Raw genomic sequence first — 26,967 nt, 5'->3', positions numbered from 1 at the left:
GAAAGTAAAAGCGTGGCATCACCAGAACTTCACCGCCTCCCAGGTCGACCTCGCCGCGCTGCCGATGGATGAACGGATCCCGCTCGTCGCGTTCCAACCCGACCTGATGCCGCTCCAAGCTGTCGAGAAGGAACCAGCACTGACCAAGCCGCCGAGACCGGTGCTCATACCGACGACACCGAGGGCGCAACCTCCCCAGTCTCCCGTCGTGCAACTGTCGTACGTCAATATCGCGCCTCCAACCGCGACGCCGATGCCGACGAAGGCGATCGTCGTGGCCCCGCAGAGAGGTGTGCCCGCGCCGAGGGTTGATAGCTCGCAGACGCCCAACCAGGCCGCACCACCAGCGGTGCTCCAGCCAATGACCTGCTTGGCCGTCTTGTTGAGGCCGCCCTCGTCCTCTTCTTTTTTCTCGGCCTCCGACTCTTTGGCCGCTTTGGTCTTCGCGGTACGCATGCAACTCGACGCGGACGCGCTGCCAGACCGCATGCAGATGTCGAACTCGATGGCTCTGTCGCGGTTCGCGCCCTTCAAAGAATTCAACCAGTTCCGATACTCCCCACCGGTCAACTTGCTGTAGTTCTTGCTGCCTGTGTACTGAAGATCCTTCTCCAGCCAGTCGTACGTCTTCTCGTCCATCGGAGGACTGCTACCGCCGGAAGCCGCGCCGCTGCCGCCGCTCTTACTGTTGCTGGCCTGGCCGCCGGGATCATCAGTTTGTGCGCCCCGGTGCTTCGACGGTCCCGGACCACACGCGTCCCAACCTCCAACGCACTCGGCCAGCCGCAACCCGGTGGGGTCGGCGTAGGTGACAGGGTTGTTGTTGCTGTAGCTGTAGCCGTTGATCTGCTGCGGATCCTTGAGGTCCATGATGGGGTCGAGAGAGAGAAAGCGTCCCGTCGACTGGTCGTACTCGCGGGCCCCGAGGTGGGTCAGACCCGTCGTCGTGTCATTCGTACCCCCGACGAATCCCTTCGTGCCCGGCCAGGCAACTGTCGCATTGTCGCGTTCCTCGCCGAAGGGGGTGGTGCGGCGCTGCTGGAGTGTCTGCGTCGAGGCGTCGACGGCGAGTTGGCCGGTCCCCTGGTGGTCTGGGACGACGAAGGAGACCTTATTGTCGTCGGTACGGACGGCCTGGAGGCCGTTGCCAAGGTCGTAGTAACGCGTCGCCTTGGTTTTGGTGGCGGCCTTGGGCAGCACGATCTCGGTGTTGCCCAGATAGAGCGTGGTCTCCGTGTTCGTCCGCTGGATCAGCCGGTTACCCTCCGGGTCGTACAAGTACGACGCCGTCTTGGTACCGCCGCTGCCGTCCGGTTCGGTGACCTTGGCCAGGCGGCCCTCAGAGTCCCAGTCCAGGTCCTGAAGGACGCCCTTGACAGTCCGGGTGTCGGCGTTCCCGATCTCGTCGTAGGTGTAGGAGTTCTCGGACGTAACGCCATCGGGGCCGGTGGTGTCAACTTGCTTAAGCGCGTGGGCTTTCACCGCACCGGCGGGCGGATATCTGTAGGAGCTCCTGACATCCTTGGTCGTGTCACCCGTCGAATCGTGCTCGACCTCGGTGGCCCGGTTACCGACGGATGCGCCGTTTGACTCCTTGTCGTAGGTATACGAGTTCCAGTACGGGGCCGGACCGCCCAGCAACGAGGCCGCCGGAGTCTCAACGCAGCCCGTGGCCCCTTGGGCCCATGCCTCGGTCAGGCGTCGCAAATAGTCATAGGCGAAGCACTGTTGGTCAGTGCCGTGGCGGGAGACGTCCGCGACCGAAAGGACGTTGCCAGCCTCGTCGTAGCCGTAGGTTATGCCGCGGTCAACACCGACGATATCTTCACGGTCCACCCGCGAGGTCTTCAGTCGCTGCGTACCCCACTCGTAGGTGTTAGAGACCTTGGTGTACTTCCCACCAGTTGCGGCCATCAGTAGTTGCAACGGCTTGCCCGTATGGCTGTAGTTGACGTCCGTGAGGTAAGAGGTCGCTCCGGAGACCTTGATCAGCCGATGAGTCGCGTCATAGGTGCGTCCCAGGGCTTCACCGGGCAGTGAACCCGCCGCAGGGTAGGAGGCACTCATCAACGTGCCGTCAAGATTGTACGGCGTGTTGATCTGATAGGAGCCTTGCAGCTCCTTCTCGGCTGCCGGGATGACAGACGTGGTGCGGGTTGCTCGATACAGGCCGTCGTAGGCGTTGACATTGGTCGTGTACTCGTTGGTGCCGTCGTACCGCGTCGACGATCCCAGCTGGCCCTTGGCCCCGGAGACCGTGTCGTAGACCCACTTCGCCAACAGGGCGCCGGTAACACTGTCCTTTCGCAACTCGGTCTTTCGCCCGAGGTCGTCGTACGTATATGAGAGCGTGACCTCGCGGTCGTCTGTCACGGACGTCAGCTGCCCCCGGTCGTCGTAGTGGGAATCGACTGTGCCCTTGTCGGGGTCAGTGGTCCTAAAGGGTCGGCCAAGCTGGTCGTGCTCGTACGTCCACTCGTTGCCAACTGGATCGGATACTTTGGACAGTTGGCCCGCAGGCGTGAAGTCGTAGGAGGTCACGTCGTAAGCGCCGGTGGGCGCGTTACTCCGGTACTGCCGCAGTTCCCGTGTCTGTCCTCGGGCATCGCTGATGGTGGTGGTGGCGGGGGCGCCGTTCGGCGGAATGATCGTGACACGGTCACCGCCGTAGGTGGTGACCGTGGTGGACAGGAGCGTGCCACCGTCCCCGTTCCCGGCGACCTCCTTGCGCTGTGTCTCCCGGCCGAGGCCGTCGTAGGCATACCAGGTTTGCGTCTCCACGCTGAGCGCGTCGTCCAGCTCAAATGGGACTGTCACAGGCACGCCGATTGTGTAGTACGTGGCGAAGGTCTTGGCCGTCAGCCCACGTTCGTCATAGAAAGTGTCCGCGATCAGGCGCCCCCCGTCCGGTCCTGGGTCCTGGGTCTGGGTGGGGCGCAGGAAGCCGTCGTACAGGTCGTAGGCCGTCTCCTGGCTACCGTCGTTGTTCAGGGTCTTGGTCCCGACAGCTACCGCCTCTGCGGCGATGGTGTACGTGAACTCGTAGTTCGGCGTCTGGCTGTTGGTCTTGGAGCGGTTGGGCAGCCAGATCTTGAGTGAACGGCCGAGCGCGTCGTACGTGTAATCCGTGCGTTTGCCGTTGGTGTCCACGACCGCCGTGCGGACACCACGTACCGGGTCGAGTGTGCTGGTGCTCGTCTGGGCCGTTGACGTGTCACCGGTTTTGGCCGGCGGGCTCGTGACCTTGCTGCTGGTAGGGATTCCGGTAGTTGGGGAGTAGACAGTGGTCGTGCTCCGGCTGTCGGTACGCGCTGTGCGGGACAGCGTGCCGGAAGCATTGGCCGTCACGTCCGCGGTGAGGTCCGTCGTGCTCACTGTGCGGCCGTAGGTGTCGTAGGTGCTGCCCTTCTCCAGGTAGGTGGCCATGGTCCCGCTGTGGGACTTCAGCGTGGCGACATAGCGCGCCTCGCCCTTGCTGGGCTGGGCGCTGTAGTCGGCCCCGTCGTAGGCGGTGCGCACGTCAGAGATGACCTGAGTGGCTCGTTTGGGAGTGGTGTCGCAGTCGACGGAAACCGTCTCCACCCGGGAAACCAACGAGTACAGGTTCGCGGTGGCGTTGTCCGCATAGGTGTTTCGCGTACAACGGTTGTCCTTGGAGACGTCGACCTGACCAAGGTCGTTGACCTGCTGAGGACGGCCGGTGGAGTCATCGTGCGTGGTGTAACTGCTGGTCTCACGCCATTTGGCGCCTGCGCCGCCGTCGAGTGAGGTGAAGGTGCGGGTTGAAGCGGTTCCGCTGAAGTTGGCAGTCGTGGTGCCCCAGGTGCGGGAGCGTTTGGCCGTCTCGTGGAACCAGCCGTGGTTGATGGTCTTCCCGAGGATCGTGCCACCAGGAGCCGAGTAGTTCTCGGTTCGGTACTCGAAGCCCTGGAGTGCCTCGGAGTCGGTCAGCAAGGTGTCCTCACCGTCTCCCAGCGTAACGATCTTAGTACCACCAGACTTGTTCAGCCGGTCACCGTGCATGCCGCGCACGTAGTAGTGGTCCGACTGCGTGCGCATCCCGGAGGCGCCTCCCGTCTGCACCCGCACGTGCCGGTAGCCACGCCACTGCGACCAGGTCTTGTACCTCTCCTTTGTCAGCCCGTCATCGTCGTTATAGTGCCAGGCCGCCCCATCCAGGTACGAATATTGCGTAATCGTTTCAGGTGATTGGCCGGTGCGGTCGGTCTGCGTCACTGACGTCACCACGTACTTGTTGAACCACTGAAGCGTCGGGTCCGCGTCGCCGGAAGCCGTGAAGTACAGCGGATAGCAACGAGTGGTGTTGGTCTCAGGAGACGGCAGACTGTCCCAGGAACAAGGTGCAGCCGAGTAGTTGATGTCTATCTGGCCGCCGGACTCGTCAATGACAGTGGACAGACGATGCTTGATGAACGGCGCCGTGCCATCGCCGGTCTTGTCGAGACGGTTGGCGTCCTGGTGATAGCCGAAGGTGACCTTCGGCAGCACGATGGCAGGGGTGGCGGACTTACCTGTGTGCTGGACTGAATCCAGGAGCAGCGAGTAGTCGATGTCGGCCGTACCCCAGCGCTGGGTCAGGCCCCAGGAATCGACGTCGGCGTAGGTACCGTCCGACTTCAGCGTCTGTGTCTGCACCTGGGACAGGCGCTGCCGCGTCCAGAACGTCGGCGAATACTCGCCAGTGCAGTCTGTGCTCGTCTTGCAGTTCAGGTCCCAGGGCGTGTCGTACCAGTAGAAGGACTTGTCGTCGATTGTGTCCGCGCCACACGTCGCTCCAGTCTCCGGTATGCACCGTTCCTTGGAGGTGAAGTCGACCTTGGCCAGCGCCTTGGCGGAGTAGAGCGTGTCGCTGCGCAGGCCGTACTCGATGCGATCGAGCGTGCCACCGCGATCATACGGAGTGTCGTCAGCGGCCTTCAAGGCCCGCCCGTAGTTGTTGGTCTCTTTGTCGTAGTAGTACGCGATGGCGTTGCTGTGGGTGTCGACGACGTAGTCGAGGTTCCACCGCCAGGCCTGCTGGCACCAGGAGCTCGCGAAAGTGCTGGCATGGCACGGCTCATTGGCATCGTCACCGTAGACCGGCACCGTCCATGTGGAGTCCGTGGTCTCCTTTCCCGATGACCAGCCCGGCAATTTGTGGTAACCGAAGAAGTACTGGGTACCGTCGGTCGTAGTGACCTTCCAGTACTCCTGGTCATCGTCGTCATTGTTCCGTGGATCCGCCGTCGTACCTTTCAGTTTCTCGACGCGGGTGCCGTCGTCGTTCTTCAGACGCCACTTGTTGTCCGAGGACTGGATCAGCTCGCCACCCTTGCCGTTGAAGCTGAGCGTGGCGTTGTCGTAACCCCAGCACAGATCACCCGGCTTGTTGCCGTCAACGGTGATCTCGTCATCGGCGCACGGCTTGTAGGAGCGCTCGATGAAACCCGGCCACAGGTCGAATCCATCACCGGCCCAGGATGCCTGATTGTTGGATGTGGTCGTCCTGCCATCGATAGAGCCCGAGGCATAGGTCAGACCGACCTTGGGCACAAGGCCGCCGGGGATGTCCGGCACAGCCATGTCGTACGACCAGGAGAAGTCGCCGGTACTCAGCCCCGTCTGCCAAGTAGCCGACGGCGAAAGGCTGGTGGCCTTGTAGTCACCCCCGCTGCCCGAGGCCGCTGCGGTCACCGCCAGGAGCGTCGCTGTGTCTGCAGACGACGACGGCACACTCACAGTGTCTGCCGACAGGGTGCGGTGCGCAGTGTCGTTGACGGCCGCAAGCGGCTCTGCGGTACGACAGGACGGCTGATCAGGTGTGGTCAAAGCACAGGTTGGGAGTCGCACAAGGTTCAAGCGGGAGCTGTAACCGCCGCCGTATGCCTCGGCGAAGCGGGCGTAGTCGATCTCCAGACCTACTTTGCCTGCTCGCGTACCCGCATCGGCACGGTCGACGGCCAGGAGCAACCCGTCGCCCACCCCCACAAGCTGTGCCGCCTCGCGGTCCAGTACCCGGACCCGCGCTTCCTCAACAGCATCCTGGGAGGATCTCGTCGACGTCTTCGGCGCTCGTACGGCGATGGGAAGCTTGCCTGCGCGGGTACGGGCAGGCAGGCCCCCGGCCGTCGTACGAGCATCGGGCACGGCCACCGTCGCCTCACCCGAGGTTGGCCACGCCGCCGCAGGGTCGCCCTCCGGCGTCAGCGGCGCCATCGAGCGCTTGCGCTGCTTCGCCTTGGCGTCGTGACCCGACATCGGCTTGTCTTGCTGGACAGCCGCCTTACTCGCATTACCCGAGTCGACGGCTACTGCCGACTGGGCAGTCACCGCTTGGACGAGGGAACCCACCAGCGCAGACACCACAATCAGTACCGTGCGTCTGCGGGCATTTCTCCGCCACTGCCTCATCGCTGCCCCTCCCCGTTGCCTGCCACCGTGTGTGTCGTGCACCGTCATTAACCTGCGGTTCCGCTGCCGGGCACCGTGGTCGGAGCGTCGGCAAGACCGTTCGCCAACTGCTGAATCTGCCCCTGGTCAAGCGCACCCTGGAACGCCCACACGTCGTCAATGGCGCCCGACCAGTTGTCCCCCCACACACCTGCCGTCTTCGCCCGGCCCAACTCCAACGTCTTGGTCGCGTTGAACCCAACCGTGTTGTCCGCCCAGGAGACGTGATCCGTGCACGCCGGATCGTCCTGGGTACCGTCCGCGTTGTCGTCGGCGCAGACGAACTGCTCCAGTTGGCCGTTGACGTAGAGCTTCACCTGGTCGGCGAACGCGTCGTATACCAGGGCCAGGTGGTTCCAGCCGTTCGCGCTGTATTCGTCGAGGAGCGTGCTGGTCACCGTGGCTTCACCAGCCGAGGTCGTATCGGCGTCAGGCATGTTGATCCGCCAGCGTCCGGTGGTGATCGGTGTCGACGGGTCGCCGTCGTCCGGGCCCGGTTCATAGCCGACAGTGAAGGCACTGTTCACTGCGCCCGCCTGGCTGAGCACGACGCCGGCCTCCTGAGGCCGGCCGGACGGGGCCAGCGCCCAGGCCGTCACTGTGAAGCTCTGGCTCGTGTCGATCGGAACGGAACCGGTGGCCGCGTAGTCGTTGTCTCCGTCGAGGACGAGCGCGCCCGAGTCCACCCAGGCCTCGCCCGTCTTCGCCCCGTTGTAGAAGGTGACCGGTCGGTTCTGCGCCGAGGAGTCCGGTGAGGTCGCCGGAGAACCGGAAGCGGACTCAAAATTCCACCGACCTTTTACCACCGGGTGTTGCTTGAAGAGCGCCCGGACTTCGTCATCGGAGATCACCCGGTCGTACATCCGGACATCGTCCAGGTCCCCCTTGAGAAACCCACCAATACCGTTGGGGTACGCGGCGGCACCCAGGGCGACCGGCCCGCGCGCCATCCACGTCGAGGTGAAGGGCTGCGTTGCGCGCAGAACTCCGTTGACGTACAAGCGCATCTGCGCGGCATCGATGTCGTAGACACCGACGACGTGCGCCCACTCCCCCAGCTGCCCTGCCGAACAGTTGGTGTTGGCGGAGCAGGCGGCGTACGTGGCTCGGACCACCGAGGCGTCCGTGGTGTCAGCGACTGCCCGCTGGAATACCCAGCCTCCCAACGCCGAGGAGTGGTAGAGCTCGAAGCCCCGCTGGTTGTCGCTTCCCTGGGAGGCGGCGACCATCGCCCGGGCTTCCTTGTCCTTGGGCAGCCGCGCCCACAACGACACAGCGAAACTCTGGTAGGTGTCCAGCAACGGCTGGCCGGTTACCGCATAACCGTCTGTGCCGTTCAGGTTCACTGCACCGCCATCCACGCCCGCCCCGCCCAACGCCGTGCCCCCGTGGAGCGAAGCGCTTATCTTCTGCGCCCGCCCGCTGACCGTGTTCGCGGGGGACACCTCGTCCAGCGACCAAACAGCCTTGGCCGGTCGCCCCGCATTCTCAACCGGCTTCTTGTCATGCAGCGTAGCCACCTGAGCATCTGTCAGCTGGTAGTCGAACAGTTGGGCCTCGTCCAAGTCACCTGCGAAGAAGTAACCTGCGGTTCCGTTCAGGGCGTTGGCCCCCAGGTGCAGCCCGGCGCGCGAGTCCCAGGCGCCGGTGAACGCCGTCGTGGCGACGAGTTTCCCGTTGACGTACAGACGCAGTTGGCCAGCAGTGTTGTCGAATACACCGACCAGATGCGTCCACTGCCCGAGTCGAGCCGCCGTACAGGCTGAATCCCCTGTCCCACAGGCCGGCTGAGTGGCACGCGCCACGGCGGCCCCGCTCGACACGTCTGCAGAGTGGCGAAGGAAGGCCCAGCCTCCGAGGGCCGAGGAGTAGTAGATCTCAAAGCCGCTCGTATGATGGCCCGCCTGAGCAATAGCCACCCTCGCCCCGCCCGGGTCGGCCCCCGGAAGCTTGGCCCACAACGACACTGAGAAGCTCTTCGCCGTGTTGACCACGGGCGACACAGTCGCCGCCTCGCCCGAGGCTCCATCCAGATGCAATCCCGTGCCCGAAATCCCCTCACCACCAACAACTGTCCCGGTGACGGAGAGAACAGCTGGCCATTCGCTGCCCTGTCCGCTCACCGCACCCGCCCCGGTGCCTTCATCCAAGTCCCACGTTGCGCGGTCAGGCTGCCCGGACCGTACCCGAAAGTAGTAGGTGGCCTTGGAACTGTTGTTTCCTGCGGCGTCGAAAGCCTGAGCAGTGATGAAATTGACGCCGGACTTCGTCGGCATGAACTTGATCGTCTTCGCGCCGCCGCCGGACGTGGTCAGCGTGTGCGCGTTCGTCGGGTCCGTATTGATCCCGAACCAGTACCTCGTCACATCCGTCGCTCCAGCCCTTCGCCTCACTGCGCGTCTGCAACAGATCAATCCAATAGCCGTCCGCCGACTGCGAGTTCCACGTGGTCGACTTGGATATGCCCTTGGTCCGGTACAACTGCACGTCCGTCTTCTCACAGCTGTAGGAGTGGGTCTCCTTGACGATGAACTCGGCCGACAGAATCTTTTTGCCCGCAAACCTCGACGTGGGAATGGCATAGAACAGTCGTTTGACATCTTCGGGAGCGCATCTCGCGTCGCCGACGCAATAACCCATGCCCGCTTCCGCGTCGCCGTTGAAGCGCCACTGAGGCGAGGAGGCCCAGTAGCGGGACACCATCGTCCAGTTGCCCGCCTTCGGCGTGTACCACTGCGGATCTATGTAGACCGGGTAGGTCGCATCCTCAAGCAGTTCCTGGTCCGGAGTGAGCACCAACTCGTCCCCGCCTGCGGCAACCTCAACCTCGATCGGGGCCACCTGCACCGACTCCCCGGGGCCTGGCAACGCTTCTGCGTCCGTCGCGACGCTACTCAGGGCGGTCTTCCGAGGGACCGACGCGACCGGCTGATCGGCAGTACTCGAATCCCACATGAGCGGCTGAGGCGCCTCAAACACCTCACCACCCGCACCGGAGTCGGTCGCGGCCAGACCGCCGTCCGCCGTCTCACTCACCGCCATGCCCTGGGCATCCATCTTCAACCGCAGCTCGTCCAGCTTCGGATTCGCGGCCGCCTTCGCGGACTTGACGATCAACAGCTGTGAGACACCATCGATGTCGGCACGCACCTGAAGATCCACATCCGGCAAAACGGAGGAGTATGTGGCCGTAGGCCCATCGAGTACGGGTGCCGGTAGCACGGTTGGCCAGGACAGGGACAGTTCGCGACCTGCCTTTTCCAGTGTGATCAGCGGCTGCTCGCCCCCACCTGAAAAGGAGATCTCCACCGAAGCCGCCACTGGGGCGACCGTCCCGTCCGCCTGCTTCCGCAACGAGAGGTCGATGTCCTTCCAAGCACCGTCGAGACGTGTACGCACCGGACGCAGATGCTCCGCCGCTTCCAACACACCGCTGGGTTTCGCGTAAACCTCGCCGGTCTCGCTCCGCAGAGCGGTGACCTCTACATCCTTGCCGGTTCGCTTGGCCTCGGCTAACGCTGCGTTCTCGGTCCCGGCTTCGTCAGGCGAGTCGCCAGCAGCCGACCGAGGTGTTGCCGACGCCGACGATGCGTTCACCACGGGCAACGATGTCATTAGCCCAGCGACAAGCAGCGAACTCAGCACACCCCCGAAACCGCGCAACGCCAGACGATTGCACAGACGTCTCCCCATGGCTCTTCCTCCCCCGTGTCCCCGTGCGCCCCGTACGTCGCGAACGCCACGGAAATCTACGAAGCTGCCATGAGCACGTCCAGTACACCAAGCCGATACAAACCCGCTCTACCGACCTAAACCGGGGATCACCTCAGGTGATTCACGTCACAAATGAAGGGTTGGCGTCGCCGTGAGCATCGCCAACCCACCACACCCGCAAGTCCGGAGCATCTTGAAGGCCGCATAGGGCCCAGGAGACAGACAGGGCCCGCAGGCGGAACCAGGAGGGACGCACCCCCTCCACCAGGGGCAACAGAGCCCCAAGATGGCCATACCAAAGGGACGTGGTGGGTAAGGGTGACGGAAGCGGAGGCTTGCCCACTAGGTCTTCTGTCCCGGGAGGTTGTGGACGGGTGAGCCAGGTCTCGGCTGAGGGATCTTGAACAGGTGAGGGCCTTCCGGTTCGGTGTGGATTGCGACGTCTACACCAACAGAAAGGCCCTCGTGCCCCACCGTAATGCACCCCTGACCGAGACCGGCCGCCTGCGTCTGGCCCGCTGCGTCGTCGAGGACGGCTGGACTCTGCGCCGGGCCGCCGAACGCTTCCAGGTCTCGCCGACCACGGCCCGGCGGTGGGCGGACCGCTACCGGGAACTCGGCGAGGCAGGCCTGAGCGACCGTTCCTCCAGACCGCACCGCAGCCCGCGCCGGACCCCGACCCGCACCGAGCGGCGGATCATCAAGGTCCGTCTCCTGCGCCGCTGGGGACCGGCCCGCATCGCCTACCTGCTGCACCTGAACCCCTCCACAGTGCACAGGGTCCTGGCCCGCTACAGGCTCGCCCGCCTCGCTCACCTCGACCGCGCCACCGGACGCGTGATCCGCCGCTACGAACGGTCCGCGCCGGGCGAGCTGGTGCACGTCGACATCAAGAAGCTCGGCAACATCCCCGACGGCGGCGGCCACAAGACCCTGGGCCGACAGGCCGGCCGCAGGACCCGCTCCGGCGTGGGCTACAGCTACCTGCACAACGCCGTCGACGACCACTCCCGACTCGCCTACAGCGAGATCCATACGGACGAGAAGAAGGAGACCGCCACCGGCTTCTGGACCCGCGCCCAGGCGTTCTACGCCCAGGCCGGGATCACCGTCCAGCGGGTGCTGACCGACAACGGCTCCTGCTACCGCTCACGCGACTGGCGCGACTCCCTTGCCGCAGCCGGGATCACCCACAAGCGGACCCGGCCCTACCGGCCGCAGACAAACGGCAAGGTCGAGCGCTTCAACCGCACCCTGCTCGACGAGTGGGCCTACGCCCGCCCTTACCGAACAGAGGCCGAACGACGCGACGCGTTCCCCGGCTGGCTGCACACCTACAATCACCACCGCGGACACACCGCACCGAAGGGCCAACCACCCGCCAGCCGCGTCCCCAACCTCGCAGGGCAATACAACTAGGCCGCCAAATCCCGCTCCCCGGACCCAGCCCCGGCCTCGGCCGCCCGAGCCCCCGGAACCACAGCAGCCCCACCACCCACACCCGAGCCCGCCCTCCGAGCCCGAATCAACACCCGGCCCCACCCCGACCCCTCAACCGCCCGGGTAACCGGAGTAAGCATCGCCATGGCCAACGGCGACAACAGCAACACCACCGCCGTCCCGAGCGCGAACCCCCCCACCACATCCGTCGGGTAGTGCACCCCCATGTACACCCGGCAGAACCCCTCCACCAGCGCGAGCCCTATCCCCACCAGCCCGAACCTCCGGTTCGCCACGAACAGCCCGACCCCCATCGCCATGGTGATCGTCGCGTGATCGCTCACGAACGAGTAGTCGGTCTTCCCGGAGACGAGTACCTCAAGCCCCTGATGATCGAGAAAAGGACGAGGCCGCTCCACGAACCCCCGTATCGGAATGTTCACGAGTACGGCGATCCCCGCGGCGAGCGGCGCCCAGATCAACGCGGCCACGGACCCGGCCGCATCGTCCCCGCCCCGCCGCCGCACACTCCACCAGCAGCACAGCACGACGAGAACCATCGCCGCCAACAGCCCGTACTCGCCCACGACCTCGACGACCCGGTCGAACCACCGGGGCGCGTCCTTGGCAAGACCGTTGATGTCGTAGAGCAGGTCGACGTCGGGGTTCGACCCGGTTTCGGCGAGACCAGCCATGGTGCTGCGGCCCTTCGTCGTCATTTCCAGAGCGCACTGGTTTCCGTGCGCCGCTCCTGCTCAACCGTGGCGTAGGGACTCACGCACCGCCTTCACTTGACACGTGCCACAGACGCAGACGCAGACACGACACAAGCAACAAAAGCAGCAAACCCGACGCCCGAACCGGGCGCCGACGAATCCACTACAGGAACAGGAACGCACGCTCTCCGTTTATACGTTCCACTCTCCACCGAATGATCACGCAGACGTTATCGAAGAGAGACGCATTGCCGCAGCTCAGGGCTTGGTTTCACGCTGCGCTCACACCGCCGTGGGCAACGCTTTCGCGCCATCTTCGGTGACCCGCGTCGCCCCGAAGTAATCGGCACCGTCGATCGGATCGAACCGGATGACGGCACCGGTGCGGGGTGCGTCGATCATGTATCCGCCGCCCACATAAATCCCCACATGATGGATGGCCCGCGAGTTGGTGGGATCCTCGGAGAAGAAGACGAGGTCGCCCGGCAGCAACTCCTCCCGGGAGGGATGCGGCCCGGCGTTGTACTGGTCGTTCGCCACCCTCGGCAACTCGATGCCCACAGCCGCGTACGCGGCCTGGGTGAGCCCGGAGCAGTCGAAGCGTCCTTGCTGCTCAGCGGTACCGGTGCCGCCCCAGAGGTAGGGCGTGCCCAGCTTCCCCTGGGCGTAGGTGATAGCCCCGGCCGCCTGCTGGGAGGGGTCGACGCGGCCCACAGGCGCGGCAAAGCTGGCCTGCAGCGTGGTGATGGTCTTCACATAGTTCTGGGTCTCCGAATACGGCGGCACGCCCCCGTATTTGATGACGGCGTACGCCCCCGCGTTGTAGGCGGCGAGCATGTTGTGCGTCGGGTCCCCGGGCGCGTCCTTCACGTAGGAGGCGAGCTCGCAGTCGTACGACGCGGCCGATGGAATCGCGTCATTCGGGTCCCACACGTCGCGGTCGCCGTCACCGTCGCCGTCGATTCCGTGCGTGGCCCAGGTTCCGGGGATGAATTGCGCTATCCCCTCCGCTTTCGCCGGACTCTTCGCGTTCGGATTGAATCCGCTCTCCTGGTACAGCTGGGCGGCGAGCAGGGCGGGATTGATGGCGGGGCACAGATTGCCCCACTTCTGTACGAGCGCCGAATACGCGGCCGGCACAGCCCCCTTGGCGAGCGCGCCGCTCCCGCTCCCGACCCCACCGGCGACGGTCCCGGCGACAAGGTAGACGCCCACGACGAGCAGCATCACGAAGCTGAGGGTGCCTCCGACGGCGACGCTCACCACGATCCATGCCTTACGCACCGTCAACCGCCCCTCACCGCCAGGGAGTACGCCCACGTCAGTGTAGAGGCGCTACCCACCCCTCGGGGTGATCATGACGAAAACGCGCCGCCCTCAAGCGGACCCGGAAGCCTCCCGATAGAGAGCGGCAGCCGCAGTCCCCAGCACAGCGCTGTAGGACACGTCGTCGGTCGCCCCACCCTGCTCGAACCCCCCGAGCACCCCGACCACCTCCCCTTCCCCCTCCGCGTCCACATGCACCCAGGGACTCCCACTCGTACCGTCGGTGAACGCGGGGCACTCGATGCGCTGTTGCGTACGACTGTGCGCGGTGGGCCGGTTGGTACAGCTGAGCGGCGCGTCCCGCACGTTGGGATACCCGGTGACGACGACGGTCGTGGCCCCGGTGGGCCGACCTGTGACAAGGACGTTCGCCCCCACCGCGTCCTCCAGGTCCCGCCCGTTCTTCGGGGCGACGGTGGCGAAGGCGAAGTCGCTGTCCTCGTCGGAGCGATCGCTCCAGGCCCCGGGCACGAAAGTCCTCGTTATCCGCCACAGCCCGTACGGCGCCCGGCCGTCCCGATACCCGGGCGCGAACACCACGTCGGTGTCCCCGTCCCCGCTGAGACAGTGCGCGGCGGTGAGAATCACGTCCCGTCCCCCACTGCGCACGACGGACGCCGTACAGAAGTGCCCGCCCTCCAGGTCCCCGTCGAACAGCGCCCCCACCCGAGCACCGCGCGGCGCCGCGGCCCGAGCCGCGACGACAGCACCGAGCCGCCCCGGGACGGCATGCCCGGGGGCCGCACCGGAGACGGAGGTGAAGGCGAGCAGCGCGATGACGGAAAGCAGCGCGTGCCGCCGGTTGCCAGGGGGACGAGTGGGGCGCTTCATCAGGGGCAACTGTGACGGCCGAACGCAAGAACGGGTACGGCTCCCGGCTGAGAATTTCCCGTGAACCCGTAAAAAGACAGCCCGCCCGGCTAACCCCCTTCGGGCTCGCCCAACTCCCCCACTTCCCCCGCCTCCCCCAACTCCTCCCGCACCCGAGCCCACGTACGACTGTCCAGGCTGTCGAGCGGACCGATCCGGGACAGTTCGACGCCGTCCCGGTCAAGGGCCACGATGTCGGGCCGGTACCCGCGCCTGATCTGCGGCCCCTTCCAGACAGCGACAACCCGGCGCCCTTCCGACACGTCGAACCTGCGGTCACCCACAAGAACGTGGTCGATGTCCCGCCCCGTGTACACCCGGACGCAGGCGATCCACAGAGCCGCTTCGACGGAACGCGGCGGATCAAGGCGACGGGTGAGGCTGAGCGAGCCGGCACCCCCGCGAACCTCGATCCCGTCGGCCTCCACCTCGACCGGATCGCCCACGAAGGAGCCGACACCTCCCAGGGACCTCCACCGCCCCTCGTGCCACTCGACGAATTCGAGGTGCTCCCGCGACACCGACTCCCGCGAGGCCCCCGGACGCCACACCATCCACACCACACCGACACCGGCCTCGTCGTCCACATCGGCCGACACCACCGTGAGCAGGCGCCGAGGCAGCCACCGAGGCTGCGCCTCGCCACCGCCGAGCACACGCCTCACCACCCCCGGCAACAAACGCGTCACCAGCCCCGGGTGAACCTCTGTCAAACCCCGAACCACCGCGCACCCCCACCCTCACTTTTCTGTGCACAGGCTGTGGATCATCTGTGCCCAGGGTCAAGTCACGCCCTCCCCTCACCCATCACCGCGTCAGTGATCGGTAACCCGGCAACCCCCTTGGGTCATGCGGAAGTCAGGATTCCGCAACCCGTCTTGTTGTCACGTACTCAACAAGCGATGGTCATCGCGGGCCGCCAACCCGCCGCCGGGGAAACCGAACCGGCGGCCGACAACCCCCCACGTCACCACCCGCACCGCCCCTGCCAACCCCCTAACAGGAGGCTGTACGTTGCGTACGTCACCCCCCAGCAGCCAGTCCACGCACAGCAGATGGCGCCGCACAGGCACCGCCGCCATAGCCACGGCCGCGCTCGCTCTCGCCGGACTCGGCACCGCGGCCCAGGCCGGCGCCGCCACCCCCACAACCCTCAAGGTCACCCCGAAGGTCACCGCCAGGACCATCGCCGCGCAGGTCGCCAAGGCCCACGTCAGCTACACCAGCCAGTGTGACGCGACCCCGGCGAAGGGCATCGCGTCCTGCAACGCGCTGCGCGTCACCGGCGGCACCACCGCGTTCCAGGAGGAGCAGGCCGCGAAGAAGGGCGTCGCCCCCGCGACCATCAAGCCCAACGCCACCGCCGCCACCCCCACCGGCTACGGCCCCAGCGACATCCAGTCCGCCTACGGACTGGCCTCCGCCGCCTCCTCCAAGGGCGCCGGCGAGACCATCGCGATCGTCGACGCGTACGACGACCCGAACGCGGCGGCCGACCTCGCCGCGTACCGCACCTACTACGGCCTCTCCGCCTGCACCGTGGCCAACGGCTGCTTCAAGAAGGTCAGCCAGAGCGGCTCCACGACCTCCCTCCCCGCCGCCGACAGCGGCTGGGCCGGTGAGATCTCGCTCGACCTCGACATGGCCAGCGCCACCTGCCCGAACTGCAACATCCTGCTGGTCGAGGCCACCTCCGCCACGATGGCCAACCTCGGCACGGCCGTGAACCGCGCGGTCACCCTGGGCGCCAAGTTCGTCTCGAACAGCTACGGCGGCTCGGAGTCGTCCTCCGACACCGGCTACGACACCTCGTACTTCAACCACCCCGGCGTCGCCATCACGGTCAGCGCGGGCGACGCGGACTACGGCGCCGAGTACCCGGCGGCCTCCAAGTACGTCACCTCCGTCGGCGGCACCAAGCTGTCCACCGCCTCCAACACCCGCGGCTGGACCGAGACGGTGTGGAAGACCAGCAGCACCGAGGGCACCGGCTCCGGCTGCTCCGCGTACGACGCGAAGCCGACCTGGCAGACCGACGCCACCTGCACCAAGCGCATGATCTCCGACGTCTCCGCCGTGGCCGACCCCGCGACCGGCGTCTCGGTCTACGACACCTACGGCGAGTCCGGCTGGGTCACCTACGGCGGCACCAGCGCCGCCTCTCCCATCATCGCGGGCGTCTACGCCCTCGCCGGCACGCCCACCTCCACCTCCTACCCGGCGAAGTTCCCCTACGCGGTGGCCGGCACCTCGGCGCTCAACGACGTCACGTCGGGCAACAACGGCACCTGCTCCACGAGCTACTACTGCACCGCCGGGACCGGCTACGACGGCCCGACCGGCCTGGGAACCCCGGCGGGCCTGACCGGCTTCACCGGCTGACCCGACATCACCGACTGACCTGGACCCACCAGATCCAGCCAATACACAACCCATCACACAAACGCCACCGGAGATCGTGGGGATCACCGGCGGGCACTGGGGAACGGGCCGCGGCTACCAGCCGCGGCCCGTCGCCATGTCCGGAACCGGGATAACCTGCACCTGACGGCCGCGCCCGGAAACGTCGGACGGACCGTCAGAAACGCTTCATGACCGCTTAGGTGGCCAACGACGGAACCACACCTCAGGTTCCGCCCACACCTCATTGCCCGGCGTAACCTGTCGTGATACACAGAGTGACCATACGATCCGTTCAACCCCTCGCACACGTCCCGCGCTCCCCCCATAGGGTGCCGCGCGGGCCGACGGCAAGGTATTCGTACGAAACCCGCCAATGAATGACCGCAAGTCGACATCCGACAGCGTCATTGTCGGCGAGAATGGACCTGACCTCTGCACTGCGGCAGGGGCGCGCGGAACTACCCGACAGGGGCGGTGACTTACATGTGGCTTGCGGCCGAAAAGGGCGACATCAACACCATCATCGGCGGGATCGCTCCGGACTGGGGCCCCTTCGGCAGTCTGGGCACCGAGGCGAAGACGATGGTCCAGGTCGTGATGGCCGTGGCCATCCTGATGTGCCTGGGTATCGCGATCTGGGGTGCGGCCAAGCAGCGTATCGGCGCCACGGCCCTGCGTGACACCTTCAGCGCGGAACAGGGCAAGGGCCTCATCGTCGCGGGCCTGACGGGCGTGTTCATCATCGGCTCGCTCGGCACTCTCTTCACCATCGTGTACGGCATGGCCGTGTAACCGGCGGCTCCCCGCGCATGGCGCACCTCATCAGTCGGACCGCCGGGCGCGCTCGGTTCTTCCCTCCACCATCCACCCACCCGTCGTGCCCACCGACTGAGGTTGCGTCTCCCTGATGCCGAGTCATAACACCGCGCCCGCGCGGGGACCAGCACGGCTACCGTCGTACTGTCACGCGTACCCGTACGCGTGGATTCGACACGAGTCCGGCACGAGTTCGAGGGGGCGGGCGCGCAATGAGCCTTGGTGACAACCAGAGCGACGGCGACTTCACGCGCCCCGACGACGGCGGATACGGCGGCACCGGCCAGACCCGGACCCGCTACCACGACCAGGCGAACGGCGGCGTCTACGGCGGTGCCCGGCGCACCAGGTCCTCACGGGGCACGGTGACAGCGGTCGGTGTGGTCGTCCTGCTCATCGCGGCGATCGCCTTCGCCAACCGCGGCGGAGACGATTCCGCCAAGTCCGACACCGCTTCCACGCAGGGCAGCGGCTCCGGCACCACCAGCGGCAGCGCCGGCCAACCAGACACGGCCGCCACGGCCGCCTCCGGCGAACAGCCGGTCACCAAGAAGGCGGCGAACATCCCCGCCGGGTTCGCCCACAACCGCCAGGGCGTCCAGTCCGCGGCGGCGAACTACGCGGTGTCCCTCGGCTCCACCGGCATGTTCCGGAAGGACAGCCGGAACGCGATCGTCGACGCCCTCTTCACCACCGAGGCAGCTGCCCGGCTCAAAGCCCCCCTGGACAAGGCCTACTCCGCGAACCTGCTCACCAGACTCGGCCTCGACGCGGGCGGCAACGCCCCCGAGGGCAGCACGTTCGTCTCCCGCGTGACCCCGGTCGGCACCAAGACCGTGGCGTACGGCGGCGCCACCGCTACCGTCGAGGTCTGGTACGTCGGACTGAGCGGCATCGCCGGCGACAAGTCCACCAACCCGGTCACCTCGTCCTGGAACACCTGGACCTACGACATGAGCTGGTCGGGCGGCGACTGGAAGATCGTCTCCTACTCGGAGAAGGACGGGCCCACCCCCGTCCCCGGCGACGACAGAGCCGCCGCCTCGGACGAGATCAGCAAGGCCATCGACGAGTACGGAGGGTTCACCTATGCCCGGTAAAACACCAGCTGGGCCCACCCTCGTGCTCAAGCTCGCCGGCGCGCTGACAGCCGTACAGACGGCGGCCGTTCTCCTGGCGTCCCGGGCGTACGCGGCCCCGACACCGTCCCCCACGCCCACCCCGTCGGCCTCGGCGACGGCCGGCAATCCGGACTGCGCACTCCTCCCCGACCAGGCGAAAGAGGTCTGCGAGGGCGCACAGAACACCGGCGGGACAGGGACCGCCAACCCCACCGCCACCCTCGACCCCCTGTCCTCCCTCGCCAAGGGCTGCGCCGACGCCGCCTCCTGGACCGTCGACAAGCTCAGCGAGGCCGTGAAGGCCACCGCGACCGTCGACTTCACCAACACCAAGTTCCTCCAGCAGTACGCCGTCGTGTTCGCCGCGTCCACCGTCCTGACCCTGGTGCTGTGGCTCCTCGCGGTCGCCAAGCGAGCCATGCGGGGCGTCCCCCTCACCACGGCCATCTCCGAGGCGATCGGCTTCCTCTGGCTGACCGTCCTGGCCTCCGCCTTCACACCCCTGATCCTCTACACCGTCGTCTCGGCGACCGACGGCGTCACCGAGGTCCTCGCGAGCGCGACCGGCGACCAGACCGACACGTTCTTCGGCACCTTCTCCGGCGCCCTGAACAAGGGCGAGGACATCGGCGGCGGCCCGATCATGCTGATCGTGGTGTCCATGGTGTCGATCCTCGCCGCCGGAATCCTCTGGCTGGAACTCGTCATCCGGGCAGCCCTGCTGTACGTAGGCGCCCTCCTCGGCACGGTCGTCTACGCCGGGCTGGTCGACAAGAACCTGTGGGGCCACGTCCGCCGCTGGGCCGGCATCATGATCGCGGTCATCATGGTCAAACCGGTGATCGCCATCGTCCTCGGCCTCGCGGGCGCACTGTCGACGAACGACGGCCCGGACGCCTTCTCGGCGGTCGTCTCCGGCCTCTCGATCATCCTTCTCGCCATCTTCGCGAGCGCGATGATCTACCGCTTCGTCCCCGGCTTCGGCGACGAGATCGCACACTCCCGCAACAACCGCATCATGCAGGGCGCCGAAGGCAAGGCCGCCGCGGTCATCAGCTCCCCGGCGACCCTCGTCGCCCAGGGCATCAAGACCCACAGCAGCCGCGCGGACAACAACGGGGGCGGTGGAGGCGGCGGCCAGTCGTCCTCGGCACCGCGCCCCGCCAACCCCGCGTCCGGCGGCGTGGCCGCGCACAGCTCGCGGCCCTCGGGCGGCGGCGGATCTGTCCCCTCCGCCGCACCCCCGCCGCGCAGCAGCCCGCACGGCGGCAACAGCAACCGATCCAACCGCCCTGGAGGTGAAGGGCGTTGACGACGGATTCCCAGATGGCCCATGTGATCTCGCCCCGCCGTACGTATCTCATCGGCCGTGCCCGGCCGAACGCGATCGTCGGCCGAAACCGCGAGTCCGGCGAGATCGCGCTCATCATCGTGGGCGCCTTCCTCGGCATGGTGTGCGGCCTGGTCGTACCCGTTCTGGCCCTGCGCATCGTGCTGCTCACCGGCTTCCCGATGCTGGCACTGGCGGTGGTGTACGTCCCGTACAAGCGCCGCACGTTCTACAAGTGGTTCGAGATCAACCGCAGTTACAAGAGAGCGCTGCGCCAGGGCACCGCCTACCGCAGCTCCGTCATGGAGGCCGGCACCCAGATCGACGGCCACGAGGTCGAGATCGGCCCGCCCCCGGGCATCGGCCGCATCAACTGGCTCGCGGCCCCGTTCGGCCCGGACGAGATCGCCGTACTCCTGCACGCGGACCGCCGTACGGTGACGGCCGCGATCGAGATCGAGGGCCCCGGCGTCGGCCTGCGCGACAGCGAGGACCAGGAAGCCCTCGTCGACCGCTTCGGCACGCTCCTCAAGCACGTGGCGAACGGCGACGGCTTCGTCACCCGCCTCCAGATGCTCGCCCGCACCCTCCCCGCCGACCCGGACGCCCACGCCAAGGACGTGGCCGTACGCGGCGACGAGAAGTCACCTCCATGGCTGCAGCACTCGTACGACCAGCTCCAGTCCATGGTGTCGACGAGCAGCGAGCAGCACCGCGCCTACCTCGTCGCCTGTATGCACTTCAACCGCGAACTGGCCGCCGAGGCCCACACGATGGCCCGCGCGGCCCGCCCCCACGGTGGCCGGAAGGTCGACCGGGACGCGGGCCTCGCCGTGGTCATGGCCCGCGAGCTGACCGACATCTGCTCCCGCCTCCAGGAGGCGGACATCCGCGTCCGCCAGCCCCTCGGCCAGGGCCGGCTGGCCTCCCTCATCCACTCCATGTACGACCCGGACCACCCGATCGACCACCTCCAGGCGATGACGAAACGGAACGCCTGGCCGGCCGAGCTGGACGCGATGGAGCCGACGTACCTCCAGGCGAAGACCCGCGAGTCGTCGACGCGCGCCCCCTGGTGCCACTCCACCGCCTGGGTGAAGGAGTGGCCGATGACCCCGGTGGGCGTCAACTTCCTGGCCCCCCTCCTGGTCCACACCCCGGACGTGATCCGCACGGTGGCGGTGACGATGGACCTCGAACCCACCGAGGTGGCCATCGAACGCATGCTCACGGAAAAGACGAACGACGACGCGGAAGCAAGCCGGGCCGCCAAGATGAACCGCACGGTCGACCCCCGCGACGTGGCTTCCCACAACCGCATCGACCAGCGCGGCGAGGACCTCGCGAGCGGCGCCGCCGGCGTCAACCTGGTCGGCTACATCACCGTCTCCTCCCGCTCGCCCGAGGCCCTGGCGCGCGACAAGCGCACGATAAGGGCGTCGGCCGGCAAGTCGTACCTGAAGCTGGAGTGGTGCGACAGAGAGCACCACCGAGCGTTCGTCAACACACTCCCGTTCGCCACCGGAATCCGAAGGTAGGGCTGATGCGCTGATGCGGGACCCGCTGACCGCCCTCACCGACACCTTCACCTCCTTCCTCTTCGGCAAGGTCGAGACGACCCGCCTCCCCGTCCGCACCTCCACGGGCCAGGCCCAGGCCGTCTACCTCCCCACCGCCGCCCCCGGCCTCGGCGACTCCGGCGTCATCATCGGCCGCGAGGTCTACTCCGGGAAGGGCTACATCTACGACCCCTTCCAGCTGTACGGCCAGCAACTCCCCGCCCCGCACTGGCTGGTGCTCGGCGAGTCGGGCAACGGCAAGTCAGCGCTGGAGAAGACGTACGTCCTACGTCAACTCCGCTTCCGGGACCGCCAGGTGGTCGTCCTCGACGCGCAGGGCGAGGACGGCGTCGGCGAATGGAACCTCATCGCGGAGGAGTTGGGGATAACCCCCATCCGCCTGGACCCCATGGCCGCCCTGGACATGGGCATCCGCCTCAACCCCCTCGACCCCGCGATCACGACAACGGGCCAGCTGGCTCTCCTCCGCACGATCATCGAAGTGGCGATGGGCCACGGCCTGGACGAACGCTCCGGCTTCGCCCTGAAGGTCGCGCACGCCTACGTCAACGAGACCATCGTCGACCGCCAGCCGGTCCTGACGGACATCGTCGAGCAACTCCGCCACCCCGAACCGGAGTCGGCCGAGGCGATGAACGTCGCCATAGACGACGTACGGGCCTGGGGCCTGGACGTGGCCCTGGTCATCGACCGCCTGGTCGACGGCGACCTGCGAGGCATGTTCGACGGCCCCACAACCGTCGGCATCGACCTCGACGCCCCGCTCATCGTCTTCGACCTGTCCCACATCGACCGCAACTCCATCGCCATGCCGATCCTGATGGCGATCATCGGCGTCTGGCTGGAGCACACCTGGATCCGCCCCGACCGGAAGAAGCGCATCTTCCTGGTCGAGGAGGCCTGGCACATCATCAGCAGCCCGTTCGTCGCCCAGCTCTTCCAGCGCCTGCTGAAGTTCGGCCGCCGTCTGGGCCTGTCCTTCGTGGCGGTCGTCCACCACCTGAGCGACGTGGTGGACGGAGCGGCGGCGAAGGAGGCCGCGGCGATCCTGAAAATGGCCTCCACCCGAACCATCTACGCCCAGAAGGCCGACGAGGCAAGGGCAACGGGCCGCGTCATCGGCCTGCCACGCTGGGCGGTGGAGATCATCCCGACCCTGACACCGGGCATCGCCGTCTGGGACGTCAACGGCAACGTCCAGGTCGTCAAACACCTGGTCACGGAGACGGAACGCGCCCTCGTCTTCACCGACCGCGCGATGACGGAGTCCTCCCGCGACCGCGACCTCCAACTGACCGACGACGCCCTGAGAGCCGCGGAACTGGAGGCGGAGGAACGCGCGGCGGCCTTCGTCGAACAGCACCTCAGCGACCTCGACGACTCCTCCGAGTCGACGGTGGCATGACCCGATGAGACCGGACGAACGGCAACGGAGCGAACGCGGCGTCTCCGACGGCCTGTTGGTCGGCCTGATCGCCTTCCTCCTCGGCCTGACGCTGCTGGTCTGGTCGGCAACAGGCCTCGCCGCCGTCCTCTCCCACGGCGCCTGGCCCCAGGGCGTCACGTTCACCCGCACCCCGGAGGCACTGCGCCACCTCGCCACGAAGCCGAGCGACGTCCCGGGCGCCTGGCCGACGACTCCGGCGGTCCAACTCTCCGGGTGGGGCCTGTTCTGGGGCCTGTTCATCGGCCAGCTGATGGTCCTGTTCGTCCTGACGATCTTCGTCGTGGGCACACTGGCCCGCTGGAAGGCCGTAAGGACGGCTAGAAGGACCCCGCACGAGGTCCCGGTCCAACGCACGGAACGCCCACCCGAGACACAGCCGGAGCCGGTGCCGGAGCCCACCGAACTGCCACCGCCACCGGAACCGTCAAAGGTGTTCACGACAGCACCCGTGGCAGCAGACGGTAAACGGGTGGGTGGGTGGGAGAGCATCTTTTTCGGCACCCAAGACACCCGCACACCCCCCGCAACCCAAGCCATCCAGAACGCAGAGGGCCCCGCCCTCATCCTCACCTCCAACCCCACGCTCTGGCAGGAGACCAAGGACGCCCGGGCCAAACTCGGCCCGATCCTCCTCTACGACCCCACCCACCTCTGCGACACCCCGGCCCGCCTCCACTGGCCCCCCACCACCGGCTGTGAGGACAAACCCACAGCGGCCGCGAGAGCAGCCGCCCTCCTCACCCCGGTCCGTCCCACCGCGAAGATCGACCGGACGACGGCGGAAACCGCGGAGACACTCCTCCGCAGCTACCTCCACGCCGCCGCCATAGACACCCGCACGATCCGCCACGTACACCGCTGGGCACAGGGCACCAACGTCCAGGAAGCCGTACGCATCCTCCGCACGAACCCCAAGGCGGCCCCCGGCGCGGCCGGCGAACTCGAGGCCGCTCTCACCGCGCACCCCGAACGCCGCGACATGGCCCAGGAGTTGACCAGCCGAGCCCTCGCCGCACTCTCGACGGTGAACATCCGCGAGGCATGCACGGCGAACCGAAGTGACGCCCTCGCGCTGGATTCCTTCATCGCTGAAGGGGGCACGCTTTATGTGGTCGGTGAACCGATCGAGGACCCCAGAACAAACCCGGGCGCGATGCCCCTCCTGACCGCACTGACCGCAAGCGTGGTCGAGCGCGGCCGGCGCATGGCCGAACGGTCATCCTCCGGTCGCCTCGACCCACCAATGACCCTCGTCCTGGACGACGTCGCGGCGGTCGCCCCGCTACCCCAGCTCCCGGACCTGCTCACCACCGGAGCAGACCACGGCATGCCCACTCTGGCCCTGCTCCGCTCAAAGGAACAACTCCGAGCACGATGGCCCGACCACGATCTTCCGGTCCAGTAACCGGACGACAGATCAGATTCCGTACCTGTCCTCGTACTTGGCCAGGATCTGGGATGCCTGACCCTTCATCCGATGCTCGGCACGAGCGCGGGTGATCTCACCGATCTCGGCCGGTGTGTGACCGAGCCAGCGCATCACATTCAGCGCGACACTCATGATGTCGACCACCTCACGCGCAGCCGCCTCCCGGTCGCCGGCATCGAGGTGTTCTTGCAGTTCGTCGAACTGGATGTCAGTGGCCCGCCGGAAGTGAGAGAGCGGCTTGCGGGCGATCTCGTCGTGCGCTTCCTGCCAGGCATCCCAGATATCCTGGAAAGGTCCGAGTTGTTCTTCCACGTCGCCACCCTCTACATTTCCGCTACGCCCGTGCCACCCTGCACGTTCACCGCTCGATCGATGTGGACCCTTGTGCCGTCGGCGGGGCCGACTCCATGACCTGGCCGATGGCCAGATCCGTTCCCAGAAACAGAAATCCCGCGAAAATCAGGGCGGCCATCCGCCGCTGGGACATACGCGGTATCTCCACCTCGTTGATCTTCAACCCTCCGCCGATGATCGCGACGGCGATGCAGAGAGCACCCAGCACTTGCAGACTCATACAGTCCCCCTAGGACACCGAAAAGTTCAGCACGCTTATATGTAATTTTCCATACTGCTTGCCGGGTGTCCATACGCACTACAAGGTGAATCTCCTCAGTGCTTCGAGGTCGTGCAAGGTGATCTGCTGACGACCCGTACTGACCAGCTTCTGCTCGCGAAGCTTGCGCAGCTCTATGGCGACAGCATCGCGCGAGGCCCCGATCCTGCTGGCCAGGTCCTGCTGGGACATCGACACAGCCAGAACCCAACCCTCGTCCGTCCGCTCACCGATCTCGTTGGCCAACTCCAGCAGCCATCGGGCGAGTCGGTTCCTCACCCCGAGGCGCGCCAACAGCGCCTGCTGGTCGGACTGCCGTCGACGCCGCACGGCGGCTTTGTACATCGTCGGCCACAAGGACCGCTCCTCGACGAACCTCAGCAGATCGTCCGCCGCGATGTCCACACCCACGACCTCCGTGATGGTGGTGACCGTCGCGGACCGGGGCTCCTCCATCAACACGCCCTCATCCCCCATCACCTCACCAGGCCCACGAACGGCCAGGATGACCTCGGCACCATCGCCGGCGCGCTGCGTCACCTTCACGTGGCCATCCTCGATCAGGAGAACGGAGTGAGAGGGCTGCCCCTCCCAGAAGACCACTTGCCCTTCCGGGAACCGCACCACAGAACCCTGAGCCCGAAGCGCCTCCCGCTGCTCGTCCGGCAGCTCATGGAAAATGGACTGAGTGTCGTTCGCCATGCAGCTGAGTGTACTAATCAACATTGCTCTGGAGGGTAAACCGCGAAGCAGAAGCCTTGAGAACCGTGGCTGCGACCTTCGGCAGTGGGCGCGTAGTACGCATGAGCGAGGAGCTCGGTCTCCGTCCTCGGCTTGGCGGCCGCCGACGAGCATCGCTCCGACCGAACCACCCGTCACGCCCGGTCGATCACCAGCTCCAGCTCCTGCCCGCCGACCCCCTCGGGAGCGGCCGCCGTGCGTCCGCTCTCCAAGAAGCCCACCCTGCCGTAGAAGGCTTTCGCCCGTCCGTTGTCCTCGTGCACCAGAAGCCGTACGCGTTCTGCCCCGACCGCCCACGCCCACTCAAGCGCCTCGTCGAAGAGCACCTCGGTCAATCCGCATCCACGATGCTCGGGCCGCATGTACACCCCGACGACGTGCCCTTGTTTCCGCTCGGCCGAAAGCCCGGCCCAGTCGGTCGTACCAGCCTCCTCGATCAGTACGACCACGCTGCCGACCCACTCTCCGTCCGGGCCCTCGGCAATGACCTGCCGTCGCTCCTGTTGCCCCTCGGCGGCCCCGGCCACGCGTTCCTGCCAGAAGGAGTCCGGCCTGGCGGCAGCCTCCTTGTAGGTCTCCAGAAAGGCGAGGGGCGCGACGGGATCTTCAAGCGCGGCGAGGCGAAGCTCCTTGGCCGCGCGCCACTCGTCCGCCCTCACAGGTCGGACCACAAAGCTACTCATGCGGTCACGGTAGTACCGGTCCCGACCACTCGCGTACCGCTTTTCGCCGGCAAGGCGTCGGCCTTCGCACTGACTCGGAAACGCAGAAAAGCCCCGTACCGGTATCCCGGTACGGGGCTTTTCGCAATATTTGTTCGGCGGCGTCCTACTCTCCCACAGGGTCCCCCCTGCAGTACCATCGGCGCTGTGAGGCTTAGCTTCCGGGTTCGGAATGTAACCGGGCGTTTCCCTCACGCTATGACCACCGAAACACGGTGAAACACATATCAACCGCACCACACCCGGTGG

General features: G+C 66.6%; 19 protein-coding genes and 1 rRNA gene. 8 read left to right on the top strand and 12 right to left on the bottom strand.

Features of this window, described 5'->3' with window-relative positions; translation table 11 throughout:
• Window positions 1-18: 18 nt before the first annotated feature.
• The 3 genes from PV734_RS29575 to PV734_RS29565 all read right to left on the bottom strand — a co-directional run bounded on the left by PV734_RS29575 (window position 19) and on the right by PV734_RS29565 (window position 10,143).
• Window positions 19-6,366 (bottom strand): RHS repeat-associated core domain-containing protein, encoded by a 6,348-nt coding sequence (locus PV734_RS29575; RefSeq protein WP_319292721.1) that lies wholly within the window; start codon window positions 6,364-6,366, stop codon window positions 19-21.
• 92 nt (window positions 6,367-6,458) lie between these two features.
• Window positions 6,459-8,726 (bottom strand): LamG domain-containing protein, encoded by a 2,268-nt coding sequence (locus PV734_RS29570; RefSeq protein ID WP_319292719.1) that lies wholly within the window; start codon window positions 8,724-8,726, stop codon window positions 6,459-6,461.
• Complete coding sequence (locus PV734_RS29565) at window positions 8,617-10,143, bottom strand: hypothetical protein (RefSeq protein WP_319292718.1); 1,527 nt, start codon at window positions 10,141-10,143, stop codon at window positions 8,617-8,619. The genes PV734_RS29570 and PV734_RS29565 overlap by 110 nt, the downstream gene beginning before the upstream one ends.
• Before the next feature lie 486 nt (window positions 10,144-10,629).
• Here PV734_RS29565 and PV734_RS29560 point away from each other — a divergent pair, with 486 nt between their 5' ends.
• Window positions 10,630-11,583 carry an IS481 family transposase gene (locus PV734_RS29560; protein WP_319098790.1) on the top strand — a complete coding sequence of 318 codons (954 nt, stop codon included), beginning with the start codon at window positions 10,630-10,632 and terminating at the stop codon, window positions 11,581-11,583.
• On the opposite strand, the gene PV734_RS29555 is transcribed toward PV734_RS29560, so the two are convergent.
• The 4 genes from PV734_RS29555 to PV734_RS29540 form a co-directional block, all read right to left on the bottom strand.
• A complete protein-coding gene (locus PV734_RS29555) occupies window positions 11,580-12,299 on the bottom strand; it encodes a phosphatase PAP2 family protein (RefSeq protein ID WP_319098808.1) in 720 nt (239 codons plus the stop codon). The genes PV734_RS29560 and PV734_RS29555 overlap by 4 nt on opposite strands.
• 303 nt (window positions 12,300-12,602) lie before the next feature.
• Window positions 12,603-13,610 carry a bifunctional lytic transglycosylase/C40 family peptidase gene (locus PV734_RS29550; protein ID WP_319098791.1) on the bottom strand — a complete coding sequence of 336 codons (1,008 nt, stop codon included), beginning with the start codon at window positions 13,608-13,610 and terminating at the stop codon, window positions 12,603-12,605.
• 87 nt (window positions 13,611-13,697) lie between these two features.
• Window positions 13,698-14,477 carry a trypsin-like serine peptidase gene (locus PV734_RS29545; RefSeq protein ID WP_319098793.1) on the bottom strand — a complete coding sequence of 260 codons (780 nt, stop codon included), beginning with the start codon at window positions 14,475-14,477 and terminating at the stop codon, window positions 13,698-13,700.
• A gap of 89 nt (window positions 14,478-14,566) precedes the next feature.
• A complete protein-coding gene (locus PV734_RS29540; RefSeq protein ID WP_319098794.1) occupies window positions 14,567-15,184 on the bottom strand; it encodes a hypothetical protein in 618 nt (205 codons plus the stop codon).
• A 346-nt stretch (window positions 15,185-15,530) separates the two neighbouring features.
• Between PV734_RS29540 and PV734_RS29535 the strand changes: the two genes are divergently transcribed.
• The 7 genes from PV734_RS29535 to PV734_RS29505 all read left to right on the top strand — a co-directional run bounded on the left by PV734_RS29535 (window position 15,531) and on the right by PV734_RS29505 (window position 24,618).
• Entirely contained in the window at window positions 15,531-16,898 is a 1,368-nt protein-coding gene (locus tag PV734_RS29535) for a S53 family peptidase (protein WP_319098796.1), read from the top strand.
• A gap of 504 nt (window positions 16,899-17,402) precedes the next feature.
• Window positions 17,403-17,711, top strand: coding sequence for a hypothetical protein (locus tag PV734_RS29530; protein ID WP_006375688.1), 309 nt, complete (start codon window positions 17,403-17,405; stop codon window positions 17,709-17,711).
• 236 nt (window positions 17,712-17,947) lie between these two features.
• On the top strand, window positions 17,948-18,835 hold the full coding sequence (locus PV734_RS29525; RefSeq protein ID WP_319098797.1) for a hypothetical protein: 888 nt from the start codon (window positions 17,948-17,950) through the stop codon (window positions 18,833-18,835).
• Window positions 18,825-20,168, top strand: a complete 1,344-nt coding sequence (locus PV734_RS29520; RefSeq protein ID WP_319292716.1) for a hypothetical protein — start codon at window positions 18,825-18,827, stop codon at window positions 20,166-20,168. Before PV734_RS29525 ends, PV734_RS29520 begins: the two co-directional genes overlap by 11 nt.
• Window positions 20,169-20,182: 14 nt before the next feature.
• Entirely contained in the window at window positions 20,183-21,724 is a 1,542-nt protein-coding gene (locus PV734_RS29515; protein ID WP_415924296.1) for an SCO6880 family protein, read from the top strand.
• A 13-nt stretch (window positions 21,725-21,737) separates the two neighbouring features.
• Window positions 21,738-23,171 (top strand): ATP-binding protein, encoded by a 1,434-nt coding sequence (locus PV734_RS29510; protein WP_319098800.1) that lies wholly within the window; start codon window positions 21,738-21,740, stop codon window positions 23,169-23,171.
• A 4-nt stretch (window positions 23,172-23,175) separates the two neighbouring features.
• Window positions 23,176-24,618: a type IV secretory system conjugative DNA transfer family protein gene (locus PV734_RS29505; RefSeq protein WP_319292715.1), complete on the top strand. Its 1,443-nt coding sequence runs from the start codon at window positions 23,176-23,178 to the stop codon at window positions 24,616-24,618.
• 12 nt (window positions 24,619-24,630) lie between these two features.
• Here the strand turns inward: PV734_RS29505 and PV734_RS29500 are convergent, their stop codons facing one another.
• The 5 genes from PV734_RS29500 to rrf all read right to left on the bottom strand — a co-directional run bounded on the left by PV734_RS29500 (window position 24,631) and on the right by rrf (window position 26,928).
• A complete protein-coding gene (locus PV734_RS29500; protein ID WP_319098802.1) occupies window positions 24,631-24,954 on the bottom strand; it encodes a hypothetical protein in 324 nt (107 codons plus the stop codon).
• Between the two features lie 46 nt (window positions 24,955-25,000).
• On the bottom strand, window positions 25,001-25,216 hold the full coding sequence (locus tag PV734_RS29495; protein ID WP_319098804.1) for a hypothetical protein: 216 nt from the start codon (window positions 25,214-25,216) through the stop codon (window positions 25,001-25,003).
• A 78-nt stretch (window positions 25,217-25,294) separates the two neighbouring features.
• On the bottom strand, window positions 25,295-25,957 hold the full coding sequence (locus tag PV734_RS29490) for a Crp/Fnr family transcriptional regulator (protein WP_319292713.1): 663 nt from the start codon (window positions 25,955-25,957) through the stop codon (window positions 25,295-25,297).
• 173 nt (window positions 25,958-26,130) lie between these two features.
• Complete coding sequence (locus tag PV734_RS29485; protein WP_319098807.1) at window positions 26,131-26,679, bottom strand: GNAT family N-acetyltransferase; 549 nt, start codon at window positions 26,677-26,679, stop codon at window positions 26,131-26,133.
• 132 nt (window positions 26,680-26,811) lie between these two features.
• A 5S ribosomal RNA gene (gene rrf, locus PV734_RS29480) occupies window positions 26,812-26,928 on the bottom strand.
• Between the last annotated feature and the right edge of the window lie 39 nt (window positions 26,929-26,967).

The organism is Streptomyces sp. AK08-02 (assembly GCF_033795085.1).
Taxonomy (GTDB): Bacteria; Actinomycetota; Actinomycetes; order Streptomycetales; family Streptomycetaceae; genus Streptomyces; species Streptomyces echiniscabiei.
The sequence above is the reverse complement of the archived record's forward strand: the minus strand, read 5'-3'. Positions and strand labels throughout refer to the sequence as shown.